The 11,917-nt window shown below is 36.9% G+C and carries 14 protein-coding genes, 1 tRNA gene and 1 pseudogene; 10 read left to right on the plus strand and 6 right to left on the minus strand.

The window, feature by feature from the left end; all coding sequences use genetic code 11:
- Together F564_RS21315 and msrB are read right to left on the minus strand one after the other, a co-directional pair.
- Positions 1–149 (minus strand): annotated as a pseudogene (locus tag F564_RS21315) (IS982 family transposase); the annotation flags it as partial.
- A 178-nt stretch (positions 150–327) separates the two neighbouring features.
- Positions 328–843: a peptide-methionine (R)-S-oxide reductase MsrB gene (gene msrB / locus F564_RS0116645; protein ID WP_028123607.1), complete on the minus strand. Its 516-nt coding sequence runs from the start codon at positions 841–843 to the stop codon at positions 328–330.
- Positions 844–1,136: 293 nt separating this feature from the next.
- On the opposite strand from msrB, the gene F564_RS0116650 reads away from it, so the two are divergent.
- The 8 genes from F564_RS0116650 to aroQ all read left to right on the plus strand — a co-directional run bounded on the left by F564_RS0116650 (position 1,137) and on the right by aroQ (position 5,315).
- Positions 1,137–1,691: an RNA polymerase sigma factor gene (locus F564_RS0116650; RefSeq protein WP_028123608.1), complete on the plus strand. Its 555-nt coding sequence runs from the start codon at positions 1,137–1,139 to the stop codon at positions 1,689–1,691.
- 1 nt (position 1,692) lies between these two features.
- Positions 1,693–2,508, plus strand: coding sequence for an anti-sigma factor (locus F564_RS0116655; protein ID WP_028123609.1), 816 nt, complete (start codon positions 1,693–1,695; stop codon positions 2,506–2,508).
- 233 nt (positions 2,509–2,741) lie between these two features.
- Entirely contained in the window at positions 2,742–2,996 is a 255-nt protein-coding gene (rpsT, locus tag F564_RS0116660; protein WP_028123610.1) for a 30S ribosomal protein S20, read from the plus strand.
- Positions 2,997–3,008: 12 nt separating this feature from the next.
- Positions 3,009–3,080, plus strand: a tRNA-Glu gene (locus F564_RS0116665).
- Positions 3,081–3,240: 160 nt separating this feature from the next.
- Positions 3,241–3,864: a hypothetical protein gene (locus F564_RS0116670; RefSeq protein WP_154656908.1), complete on the plus strand. Its 624-nt coding sequence runs from the start codon at positions 3,241–3,243 to the stop codon at positions 3,862–3,864.
- Between the two features lie 4 nt (positions 3,865–3,868).
- Positions 3,869–4,468 carry a hypothetical protein gene (locus F564_RS0116675; RefSeq protein ID WP_028123612.1) on the plus strand — a complete coding sequence of 200 codons (600 nt, stop codon included), beginning with the start codon at positions 3,869–3,871 and terminating at the stop codon, positions 4,466–4,468.
- 72 nt (positions 4,469–4,540) lie between these two features.
- Positions 4,541–4,879, plus strand: coding sequence for a hypothetical protein (locus F564_RS19560; RefSeq protein WP_034981887.1), 339 nt, complete (start codon positions 4,541–4,543; stop codon positions 4,877–4,879).
- Positions 4,880–4,907: 28 nt separating this feature from the next.
- A complete protein-coding gene (gene aroQ / locus F564_RS0116690) occupies positions 4,908–5,315 on the plus strand; it encodes a type II 3-dehydroquinate dehydratase (RefSeq protein WP_028123613.1) in 408 nt (135 codons plus the stop codon).
- A 73-nt stretch (positions 5,316–5,388) separates the two neighbouring features.
- Here aroQ and F564_RS0116695 read toward each other — a convergent pair whose 3' ends face one another.
- The 3 genes from F564_RS0116695 to F564_RS0116715 form a co-directional block, all read right to left on the minus strand.
- Positions 5,389–5,886, minus strand: a complete 498-nt coding sequence (locus F564_RS0116695; RefSeq protein WP_028123614.1) for a hypothetical protein — start codon at positions 5,884–5,886, stop codon at positions 5,389–5,391.
- Between the two features lie 728 nt (positions 5,887–6,614).
- On the minus strand, positions 6,615–7,028 hold the full coding sequence (locus tag F564_RS0116710; protein ID WP_028123615.1) for a hotdog fold thioesterase: 414 nt from the start codon (positions 7,026–7,028) through the stop codon (positions 6,615–6,617).
- A gap of 82 nt (positions 7,029–7,110) precedes the next feature.
- Positions 7,111–7,908 (minus strand): enoyl-CoA hydratase/isomerase family protein, encoded by a 798-nt coding sequence (locus tag F564_RS0116715; RefSeq protein ID WP_028123616.1) that lies wholly within the window; start codon positions 7,906–7,908, stop codon positions 7,111–7,113.
- A 410-nt stretch (positions 7,909–8,318) separates the two neighbouring features.
- Here F564_RS0116715 and clpB point away from each other — a divergent pair, with 410 nt between their 5' ends.
- A complete protein-coding gene (gene clpB, locus F564_RS0116720; RefSeq protein WP_028123617.1) occupies positions 8,319–10,910 on the plus strand; it encodes an ATP-dependent chaperone ClpB in 2,592 nt (863 codons plus the stop codon).
- 101 nt (positions 10,911–11,011) lie between these two features.
- Here the strand turns inward: clpB and F564_RS0116725 are convergent, their stop codons facing one another.
- Positions 11,012–11,665: an FKBP-type peptidyl-prolyl cis-trans isomerase gene (locus F564_RS0116725; RefSeq protein WP_228373925.1), complete on the minus strand. Its 654-nt coding sequence runs from the start codon at positions 11,663–11,665 to the stop codon at positions 11,012–11,014.
- Between the two features lie 33 nt (positions 11,666–11,698).
- Here F564_RS0116725 and F564_RS0116730 point away from each other — a divergent pair.
- On the plus strand, positions 11,699–11,917 hold a 219-nt coding region (locus tag F564_RS0116730; RefSeq protein ID WP_028123619.1), incomplete at its 3' end, for a transposase.

The following is an 11,917-nucleotide window of genomic DNA, read 5'->3' on the forward strand; positions in this document are numbered from 1 at the left end:
ATCGATAAATATTCCGCAGAAATATTTATTGCAATGAGCTCTAAATCAGATAATTTTGGTTTAATTGGTTTGAAATAAAAATTTTCTTTGATGGTTAATTTTCTTAATTCCTTTAAAATAAAATCGTAAATTGCATCTAGGTTATTCATAACGTATTAGATTGATAGTCAATACAATATACGAAATTTTCGTATTATGAGTAACCTTTTTTATAATGCACTACGGGTTATATTAATATTTTACTACTCTTAATTTCAGTTACGAGATTGGTTTATATTTGGATTGAAAAAAAATAAAATAATATCCAACTAACTAACAATCAGATTACTATTTTTTAGACACTGGAACAAAATCCAGACATACAGAGTTCATACAGAAGCGTTTTCCTGTGGGTTTTGGCCCATCATCGAAGATATGCCCCAGATGAGAATCACATCTTCCGCAGAGCACTTCTGTCCTGTCCATATTGTATGAATTGTCTTTTTTATAGATGACACTTGTTTTACTGATGGGCTCATAAAATGAAGGCCAGCCACAAGTTGTCGCAAACTTGGAAGTCGAAAGAAACAGTGCATTACCACAAACAGCGCAGTAATAGGTGCCTTTTTCATCGTGTTCATAAAACTTACCAGTGAAAGCAGTTTCAGTTGCCGCCTCCCTTGCCACCTGATACAATGCTGGTTTCAGGATCTTCTTCCACTCTGTGTTGGTCACTTTCAGTTTGGACGTTTCTGTTTTTGAGTAATACGGATTTTTGGTTTTGAAGTTTTCTGATTGGGCGGCGATGTTGCCTTGCATCAAAGCGACGGAACCGACTAGGAATATTTTTTTAAGCTTTTTCATTGTCGTCAATATTTATAGTTATTTACGAGGTAGAATGAAATTTGGTTTTAATTTCTAACATCACGACTTTTAAATAAAATCATAGAGCTTCAATCCTATAAAGCGTGCAACGGCTTTTTCTAATAAAAACAATGGCATATCATTGATATCATCACCACAGAATTAGGTTAAGGAGAGGAACCTGAAACACACTCAAAATATATCTGTAAATGGCGTTTTTAAAAAAAAATTAGAGAAAATAAAAAAATAATTGATTATTTGTAATATTTCATTACATTTGGATTTGTAAATTATTGATTATTAAGACAACCTATTCTGAGGAAGAACTATTGGATCTGCTAAGAAAAAAGAGCGAAGCAGGTTTCAAGCACTTATACAACCACTATTCTGGTGCGCTGTATGGTGTGATTTTCCGGATCGTGCAATCCAAAGAATATACGGAAGAGATCATCCAAGATGTCTTTGTCAAAATTTGGAACTCGATTCATCAGTATGACGCTGTCAAAGGGCGATTTTACACCTGGATGATTAATATTGCAAGAAATACAGCAATAGATTATCTGAAATCTAAGTCTTTCCAAAACGAACTGAAAAACCAAACGCTTCCCGATTTCGTATATAACAGTACGCAACTTTCTACGACTAATAAGTCTTCGGATTTTATTGGTTTTAAGGATGTGCTTGCCAATTTGGAAAACGATAAACGCGAAATGATTGACCTTGCTTATTATCAGGGTTATACTCAAAACGAAATATCGGAAAAACTGAAAATCCCGTTAGGTACTATAAAGACCAAGATGAGGAATGCTCTTATCAAATTAAAAGATCTATTACAAGATTATAAATAAAGTGAACATAGAAGAATACATATCATCCGGAATCTTAGAATCTTATATTCTAGGTCTTGCTTCTCCCGAGGAAGCAGGTATTTTGGAGTGTGTCATGAAGAACAATGCTGCCGTAAAAACAGCATACGAGGAAGCTCAAAAAACTTTGGAAGATTTGGCTACAACGCAGGCCATAAAGCCTCCTAATGATCTTGAGATCAAAATATGGGCCAAAATCCAGCAGGAACAGACAACCGAGAAGATACAACCTGTCGTTGCTAAACATGTTGACTTAAAAGCAACAGAAACAACCCGAGAAATACTTCCAAACAAAGCCATCAACTGGCAGAAATATGCCGTAGCCGCTTCTGTTTTGTTTTTGGTGAGCATTGCCGGTAATCTCTTTTGGATCAATGATATTTCTAAAAACGAAAAAGAAATCGCAAAGTTGCAGACAGAGAAAAAATCGCAAGACCTTGCCCTGCAAAGCTCTCAGGAGAAACTAGCCGTCCTTTCTAACCCAAATATCCTGTCTATCCCGCTGAACGGCGTTGAAAAACACGCAAGTTCTAAGGCTATGGTCTATTGGGATAAAAACTCTAAAAATGTTTACCTAAACGCAGAAAATCTACCAAAAGCACCATCAGGAATGCAATATCAGCTTTGGGCATTGGTAGATGGCAAACCCGTAAACGCAGGAATGTACTCATCTGAGAAAGACACCCGAATTATTTTATCCAATATTCCAAAAGCACAAGCCTTTGCCATAACCCTTGAAAAACAAGGCGGTAACAAAGCTCCTACTATGGAAAACATGTTTGTGATAGGCAATATCTAATGCTATTTTGCAAAAATTTTTAAAAAAAATCTCTGAAAAGTTTTTAGTTTTAAAAATAATTTATATTTTTGCACCGCAATAAGGGAAAAACAAAGGAATTATTCTTTATCCATAGAGCATAGACGATCATTTTAAACTTCCCAAAACAGCAAAATAAAATTTTTAAATTTTTTCAAAAAAAAAGTTTGCAAATTAAAAAATAGTTTTTATCTTTGCACCCACATTTGAACGTTATGGCAAATCATAAATCAGCACTTAAGAGAATCAGACAAAACGAAGTAAGAAGACTTCGTAATAAATACAACCACAAGACTGCAAGAACAGCTTTGAAATCACTTAGAACAGAGGAAAACAAAGCAGTAGCAGTAGAGCAATTACCAAGAGTAATCTCTTTACTTGACAAATTAGCTAAGAAAAATATTATTCACAAGAATAAAGCAGCTAACTTAAAAAGCAAATTAACTAAGCACGTCAATAGCTTAGCTTAATATAAAGTCCTTGGCCCGTTCGTCTATCGGTTAGGACCTCAGGTTTTCATCCTGGTAAGAGGGGTTCGACTCCCCTACGGGCTACTTAAAAATCCTTAGAATTTTCTAAGGATTTTTTTTATGGCCTTATATGAAATATCTTTCGCCTGACTCCGTTAATAGATTTGATCATTAATCTTTAACATCTGTACCCTCTTCTATTTCTATAAAAAACTGATCCTTTTCATACCTTAAAAAAACACACATGATGTACATTACCATTGCAGCAATTCTAATTCTGCTTGTCATATTCCTTATCAACTCGTCCAAATTGGAAAGTTTCCGAAGCAAACGCGGAAGAACCTTGGAGTTTTTCATTTCATTGATCTCAACCTTTATCGGTTTCTTTTTTGCATTAAGTCTCAATACGATATTATCCGACATTACTCAAAAAGAAAATCTCGTCAAACTGTTGGATGCGACCAACCTTTCTCTGGAAAACAGCGAGATGAAAACGAAAGGAATGTACCTGAATCCCGCAAAAAAAGGTGTGGATGTTTCTGAGATCATTCTGTACTCGCCTTTGGAAATTCCAAAACTTTACACCAATCTGGAAACCAATTCCTTGGTAAGTGATTATTTTCTGTCCAATGCTTTTCAGGCATACATATTGTGCAACGACAATCTCCAAACTTTCGTACAAGGTGCAAATGCTGCCAATGCCAGTTCTGACAAGAAAACACTGATATTAGAAAAGTATCTGGCGTACCTTAGTCTAGCAAAGCAAGTCAATACTTTAGAAATCAAAAGGCTGAATGGCGATATTTCCCAGTCAGAGGAAAATGAAGCATTGCAAAAATTAACCAAACAGATCATCAACAATCAATAAAATAATGAAGAAAACACTCTTAACACTGTCCCTTGCAGGACTTGTACTCACCGCCAATAGTTGTAAAAAAAACGACACATCAGAGGTGAAGATAGATTTCACCCAATCCTATGAAGATGCTGCTTTGGCTCTAGCTACCGCTCAGAAAAACTATCAGGAAGCTGTAGAAAGCCGTGATCCGGCAAAGATAGAAGCTGCAAAAGTAGAATTACAGAGAGCACAAGACCGTTATATTGAATCCAAAAATATTTTTGTTGCGGAAGGTGGCACATTGAAGCCTGAATATGAAAATAATCTGGAGACCACTACTCAAATATTAGGCACACCTCAACCTGGCGTAGTGAGCAATGTCATCAAAAAGACAGATAGCATCATCACTGGTAAAACCAATGCCCAAATAGACAACGCTGCCAAAGAAATAAAAGCGTCTGTGAATGCCGAAAAAGCAAAACTGGTTGAAAATGCAAATAAAACGGTAGCTGACACAAAAGTTGCAGCAGAAAAAGCAAAAGCTGATTTCAAAAAATCTACTGAGGAAACTAAAAAAGCAGCCAACGAAAAGATTGACAAAGCCCAAAAAGATTTAAATAATCTTTTTAAGTAAATTACAATAAACGCTTATCTTTATCAAATCCTTAGAAAATTCTGAGGATTTTTTTATATCATCAGTTTCATTATGAAATCAATTTCTTTCCTCTGTTTTCTATTCAGTTTTATCTTTGTCAGCGCCCAAACTGTTTTTCACACACCCAATGGACAAAAATACCATACAGAAAACTGTAGGATGGTGAAAAATGTTTCAAACAAAACAGCTCTTCACGCTGCTTTGGAAAAAGGACTCAGCGCGTGTAAGATCTGCCAACCTGTTTCCAATTTCAGTATATCAAATTCTGCAAAGAAAAAGCCGTCAGGAACGAAAGCTACGATCCAGTGCAAAGGCAACACAAAAAAAGGCTCCCAATGTCAACATATGACCGCTATCGGGAATGGTTATTGTTTCCAACATCAACCTTAATTTTATATCTTTGAAAAAAATATTCTGAATGAAAATCCTCATCATCAACGGACCCAACCTCAACCTACTCGGAACCCGTGAACCGGAAATCTATGGTACCGTTTCTATGGAAGATTACCTGACAGTACTGAAGAACGAATTCTCTTCTGACGAGCTTTTCTACTACCAATCCAATATTGAAGGCGCACTCATCAACCGTCTGCAGGAAGACAACTTCGAAGCAGTAATCATTAATCCTGGTGCGTTTACGCATTACTCTTACGCAATTTCGGATTGCTTGAAAAACATTCGACTACCAAAAATAGAAGTTCATATCAGCAATATATACAAGCGCGAAGAGTTTCGAAAGAAATCTGTAACGGCGGAAAGTTGTGACGCTGTGATTTCTGGTTTCGGAATGAAAGGTTACAGATTAGCAATTCTAAGTCTTATTTAGATTGTCAGATAGTAGTAATTAGATTAATATAGTACTTCCTATAAAAAAGAATCTCGATTGATATTCTTTCCTGTTATTCGATTTTAACAAAGAACTTACCAACTGGTTCGCCGTCTGCCATATTATTTTTAGCAAATATCAGCCAGTATTCTCCCTTTTGTTTTGTCTCATAGTCAATCGTTGCGCCGAAAGGTCCATCAAAAGTATTATCCGGCATTCTAATCTGGTTGATCCTTATATTCATAGGACTTTCTGGTTTCAGATAAGCTTTTATTTTCAACTGATCTAGATTTTGTAATTTCAGAATAATCTGGTCACTCGCGTTTTTAATTTCGAGATTCAGCCGGATTGGCATTTTGGAAGCATCCACGGTGATGATGTTCTGGTTGGATTCTCTTTCCGTTTTCACCATCGCAGAAATTGAATCTATGGGTTTCTCAATGGTTGTCACAAGATTTACTTTCGCGTCTGTTGCCTCAGGTTCTTTTTTACAGGCAATAAGGAATAACGGAATGACAGCCAGATATTTCAAACTATTTACGGGACGGTTTTTCAATGTTGATAAATTCATAATATCATATTTTTGAGAGGAAAGCTTCTTTCTGGTAAAATTCGGTTCTTTCTGTGAGTATATCTTCTTTCAAGTCGCAGTTTCCGGTTTTATCAGCGTCTTGCTGCAATCTATTATCGTTATAAGTGATGCAAAGCAAGCGTCAATTCTCTCTAAAATCAAACCAAAATCAAGCCATACGAAACCAAAAACATCTTGTTGAAAAAACAGGCATTGGTCTTTTTATTCTGTATCATTTTGAATGTGAAGATCCAAGCCACTATCATAAAAACTTAAATAACCAAACGCTTGTCAATCAGCACAAAAACGAAAATACATGAGGCTTTTTTGATCAGGTAATAAGTGACTTTAGACGAATAAAAGTGATTTAAAAATTGGCCAGAGCCCAGAGATTCTGCTTTTTCATCAATATAAAATCCTCTTTTAAATACAGCAAAAGCAAGAGAATCACCATACCTAACGACTTTATCACAGAACTTGCGCGTTCTTGCGTTTCTGCGCTGAGATGATCAGCAGAATGTTATCACTTCAAAAAACGGCTCGTTGTTGGAAGTCAAAGCGGGTATTAACAGTAAAATAGCAAGTACCGACAAGGCAATCAGTCTGCTGGTTCTTTGAGAATCTAAATTCTGAAAAGTCGCCATTCATTTTTCAATTCTTTTATAATTGTATGCTATAAAAAAACGATAAAAAATACCGACCAATACCAAACAGATGCTCAAAACATGCTATAACTCTGTCAGCTTCTTCCCTATTTTATAAACTGTTCCTCTGAAGCCTGCCACCACCTCATCGTTTTGATTCTTGATACTAATGTCGTAGATGCCTGTTTTTCTGGTATCGGTGAGCAAAATACTTTCGGCGGTCAAAACGTCGCCTGCTCTGGCCGCTTTGGTAAAATTGATATAACAGTTGAGCGCAACAGCAGCTTCGCCCGTATTATTGGAAGAAAAAGCCAGCGCCGAATCTGCAAATGCAAAGGTTACTCCGCCGTGAACGGTTCCCAATCCGTTGATCATCTCGGGTTTCACGGGCATTTTTATGAGGCAGTAATTGTCTTTAACATCAATAAGTTCTATTCCCAACCATTGAGAGAACAGATCTTTCCAAAACATATATTCGGCGGTTTCGTAAGCGTTCATAAATTGATAAATGATAGTTGATAAAGGATAAAACATGGAAGAAAAACACATCATTTGCTCTCCCACACTCAAATTCTCCGACCTATTTCCCTTTGTAACTTGGTAACCGTTTCTCTATAAAAGCGGTAACGCCTTCGCGGAAATCTTCTGTCTCGGCGGCATCCTGCTGAATGATGGATTCATAATCCAACTGCTCTTTCAAGGTAAAATCATAAGATTTGGCAAAGGCTTTTTTGGTCAGATAAAGTGCAGTAGTAGCAGAATGTGCAAGTTGCATTAGCACCTCCATTGATTTTTCTACAAATTCTGAATCCGGAAAAACGTCTGCCACCAATCCCATTTTTTTGGCTTCTGGCGAAGGCACTTTTTTCCCGGTGAAAGACAGGTAACTTGCCAGTTGTTTCCCCACTAATTTCGGCAAAAAATAAGTTCCGGCTGTATCAGGAATCAAACCGATATTAGCAAAAGCGAAAGAAAAATACGCACTTTCCACAGCTAAAGTGAAATCACAAATAGAAGCCAGCATAGCGCCAGCGCCAACTGCAGGACCATTCACTAAAGCAATCACAGGTTTTTTGCACTTTACAATTTCCAAAACCAAAGGGTTATAATACTCGATCACAAAACGCTGGATGGCACGGTCATCATCTTCCTCACCAAAAGTAAGAGCTTCTTTCAGATTCTGGCCTGCACAAAAGGCTTTTCCTTTTCCTGCAATGGCAACACAACGCACGTTCTCATCTTCGCTGAATTTGTGAATGGCATTTCGCAATTCTCCCAGCATTACTTTCGTCAGACTGTTAAAGCTGTCCGGCTGATTGAGGTAAATCAGTTGTAGTTTTCCGTCAAACTGAGCGTCTATTTCTATTTGTGTGTACATAGTTTTGCTTTTCATCAAATATAAAACTATTTGCAGACTTAAAACATTGGAAGTTAAAATTTAAAACGATAAACATAATTTCTGTCGCAGATATTTGATATCAATACATACAAAAATTGACAACAAATTTTTAAGCGATTATTGAAATGTCGGAAAGTTTGTCCTTCCAAATCAGATTACGATTTAATTATTCGGAAATTTTGTCTTAAAATTTTAAATATTCAACAAAAGAATACTTTTTGCGATAAGCTATTCGAATTAAATGATTGATAAACGTTAAGAATTTAAACTTAAGTTCTTAATGTTTTTTAAAAACAATTAAAATCATTCTTCAACACTAAAAAATTAAACAAAATTTGATGCAATTTTAAAATCAATTATTATTTATTAACCATCAATTATAAAAAAATATGAACTTAAACCAATATACCGTAAAATCACAGGAAGCCATCCAAGCTGCACAACAAGTGGCTATGGAATTTGGGAACCAGCAAATAGAACCTCAACACCTTTTGGAAGGGATTTTCCGGACGGATGAAAATATATCGCCTTTCTTACTGAAAAAATCTGAAGCAGATGCCGCTCTTGTGAGAGAACGAAACAGAGGTAATTTAGATAAACTTCCGAAAGTACAAGGCGGAAACATCTACCTTTCTCAATCTGCAAACAAAGTTTTGCTGGATGCGCCAAACATCGCTAAAAGAATGGGTGACGAGTTTGTAACCATCGAACATCTGTGGCTTTCTCTACTGGATGTGAATTCTGAGGTTTCAAAAATGCTGAAAGATATGGGTGTTACTAAAAGTCTTTTGGAAGGCGGAATTAAAGAACTTAGAAAAGGCTCGAAAGCCAATTCTGCAAGTTCGGAAGAAACGTATCAGTCTTTGAATAAATATGCCAAAAATTTTAACGAACTCGCTGCAGAAGGCAAATTGGATCCTGTAATTGGTCGTGATGAAGAAATAAGAAGGGTTTTGCAAATTCTTTCCAGAAGAACCAAAAACAATCCGATTTTGATTGGTGAACCTGGCGTTGGTAAAACGGCAATAGCAGAGGGAATTGCCCACAGAATTATCAGCGGAGATATCCCCGAAAATTTGCAGGATAAAACCTTGTATTCCTTAGATATGGGAGCGTTAATTGCAGGCGCAAAATACAAAGGTGAGTTTGAAGAACGTTTGAAATCCGTAATTAACGAGGTTACAAAATCAAACGGACAAATTATTCTTTTCATTGATGAAATACATACTTTGGTGGGAGCCGGAGGTGGTGAAGGTGCTATGGATGCAGCCAATATTCTGAAACCCGCTTTGGCGAGAGGAGAATTAAGAGCGATTGGAGCAACCACTTTAAATGAATATCAAAAATATTTTGAAAAAGATAAAGCGTTAGAAAGACGTTTCCAGAAAGTGATGGTAGAAGAACCCGATACAGAATCGGCGATTTCTATCCTGCGAGGAATTAAAGATAAATATGAAGCACACCACAAAGTAAGAATCAAAGATGAGGCAATTATTGCAGCCGTGGAAATGTCTCAGCGGTATATTTCAGACCGTTTTTTACCAGATAAAGCGATAGACTTAATTGATGAGGCTTCTGCTAAACTGAGAATGGAAATCAATTCAAAACCCGAAGAGCTGGATGTTCTAGACAGAAAACTGATGCAGATGGAAATTGAATTAGCGGCAATCTCACGGGAAGGAAATGATATTAAAGTAACTCATCTGAAAGAAGATATTTCAAGAATTTCAGAAGAACGCAACGAAATCAATGCCAAATGGCTGAAAGAAAAACAAAAATCTGAAGATCTTACCTCCATTAAAAAAGATATTGAATCCCTGAAAATTGAAGCAGAACGCGCATCCAGAGCTGGAGACTACGCAAAAGTTGCAGAAATCCAGTACGGGAAAATAAAGGAGAAAGAAGATGCTTTGCAGAAACTCGAACTGGAGATGCAAAATCATCAAAATGAATTAATTAAAGAAGAAGTAACTGCAGACAATATTTCAGAAGTTATAGGAAAATGGACGGGAATTCCTGTTACCAAACTTCTGCAATCTGAAAGGGAAAAATTATTGCATCTTGAAACCGAACTTCACCACAGAGTTGTAGGTCAGGAAGAAGCTATTGAAGCTGTTTCAAATGCGATCAGAAGAAATAGGGCTGGTTTGAGCGATGAGAAAAAACCAATTGGTTCATTCTTGTTCTTGGGAACAACCGGGGTCGGGAAAACCGAGTTGGCAAAAGCTTTAGCAGAGTTTTTATTTGATGACGAAAATAATATGACGAGAATTGATATGAGCGAATATCAGGAACGTCATTCGGTGTCTAGATTGGTCGGTGCGCCTCCTGGTTACGTGGGTTATGATGAAGGTGGGCAATTAACTGAGGCGGTTCGCAGAAGACCTTATTCTGTCGTGCTTTTAGATGAAATTGAAAAGGCTCATCCCGATGTTTTCAACACTTTATTACAAGTTTTGGATGATGGAAGATTGACGGATAATAAAGGCCGTGTGGTGAATTTCAAAAACTCGATCATCATTATGACTTCTAATTTGGGTTCGCATATCATTCAGGAAAATTTTGAAAATATTACTGAAGAAAATCAGGATGAAATTGTCGCGGACACAAAAATTCAGGTTTTCGATTTATTGAAACAAACACTTCGTCCGGAATTCCTGAATAGGTTTGATGAAACGGTATTATTCCAGCCCTTGAGAAAAAAAGAAATTGGAAAAATCGTTCAGTATCAGTTGAGAGGTTTCAATGATTTGTTGCTGAAAAGAAATATTATGATGACCGCAACGCAGGATGCTTTGGATTATCTGACCAACAAAGGTTACGACCCAAGTTTCGGAGCAAGGCCATTGAAAAGAGTCATCCAGCAGGAAGTTTTAAATAAATTATCAAGAGAAATCCTCGCTGGAACTGTGAATGACGGCGACAGAATCACGCTGGATTATTTTGAAGAGACAGGGTTGGTTTTTAGACCGATTCAATAATTGTCATTCTGAGGCTCTCGAAGAATTTCATACATATTAAAACAAAGAAAACCTCAGCTATTTCGGCTGAGGTTTTTCGATTTTTGTTGAATTGATTGGCTTTATTTTATACCCACCAACTCCACATCAAAGATAATGGTCGAACCTCCTGGAATTGCATCTCCAGCTCCTTGGTCTCCGTAAGCTAAATCGGAAGGAATGTAAAATCTGTATTTGGAACCTTTGCTCATCAGCTGGATTCCTTCTGTCCAACCTTTGATAACGCCTCCTAGATTGATGTCCATCGGTGCGCCGCCATTTTTATCCGTAGAATCGAAAACAGTTCCATCCAATAATTTTCCGGTATATTTGACCTGTACCACATCGGTTGCTTTTGGTTTTGTTTTGCCATCACCTTCTTGTAACACCTCGTACTGTAAGCCTGAAGCTGTGGTTTTTACTTTTGGATTTGCTTTATTTTTCGCCAAAAATTCCAGACCTTTTTTCTTATTATCATTAGACTGTGATCCCGCTTCGGACTGCTTTTTTTGATGTTGCTTCATCATAAAATCTTGCATAAAGCTGTTCATTTCTTCAGCTGGCAACATCTTTTTCTTCGTGCTGTCCATTTCCTCTTTGATACCTTGAGCCAAAAGTTCTGCATCTACTTTGAAGCCTTCCTGCTTCATATTTTGAGCGATGCTCATTCCTATGTAATAAGATGCTTTTTGCTCATCTGTATATTTGCTATATGGATATACTAATTTAACGTCCAGTAAAAGTTAAGCATAAAACCTTAATTTTAAGATATGAAACAAGAACGAAAAATCTATGATCCTGCTTTCAAAACCCAAGCAGTTCAATTGAGCAAAGAGAGAAATAATATATCAGAATTAGCCAGAGAACTCGGTATTAAAGTGACTTTGCTATACAAATGGCGAAAGGAATTTGAGGAGTTTGGAGCCGGAAGCTTCCCCGGAAATGGTAAATTGAAATTGACCGCTGAACAGGAAAAGATCCACGAGTTG

The sequence above is a fragment of the Epilithonimonas tenax DSM 16811 genome (assembly GCF_000428485.1).
GTDB lineage: Bacteria > Bacteroidota > Bacteroidia > Flavobacteriales > Weeksellaceae > Epilithonimonas > Epilithonimonas tenax.

Coding starts and splice junctions, on each gene's coding strand:
- msrB (WP_028123607.1), bottom strand. CDS start 843: ATGAAAAAGCTTAAAAAAATATTCCTAGTCGGTTCCGTCGCTTTGATG.
- rpsT (WP_028123610.1), top strand. CDS start 2,742: ATGGCAAATCATAAATCAGCACTTAAGAGAATCAGACAAAACGAAGTA.
- F564_RS0116670 (WP_154656908.1), top strand. CDS start 3,241: ATGATGTACATTACCATTGCAGCAATTCTAATTCTGCTTGTCATATTC.
- F564_RS0116675 (WP_028123612.1), top strand. CDS start 3,869: ATGAAGAAAACACTCTTAACACTGTCCCTTGCAGGACTTGTACTCACC.
- F564_RS19560 (WP_034981887.1), top strand. CDS start 4,541: ATGAAATCAATTTCTTTCCTCTGTTTTCTATTCAGTTTTATCTTTGTC.
- aroQ (WP_028123613.1), top strand. CDS start 4,908: ATGAAAATCCTCATCATCAACGGACCCAACCTCAACCTACTCGGAACC.
- F564_RS0116695 (WP_028123614.1), bottom strand. CDS start 5,886: ATGAATTTATCAACATTGAAAAACCGTCCCGTAAATAGTTTGAAATAT.
- F564_RS0116710 (WP_028123615.1), bottom strand. CDS start 7,028: ATGAACGCTTACGAAACCGCCGAATATATGTTTTGGAAAGATCTGTTC.
- F564_RS0116715 (WP_028123616.1), bottom strand. CDS start 7,908: ATGTACACACAAATAGAAATAGACGCTCAGTTTGACGGAAAACTACAA.
- clpB (WP_028123617.1), top strand. CDS start 8,319: ATGAACTTAAACCAATATACCGTAAAATCACAGGAAGCCATCCAAGCT.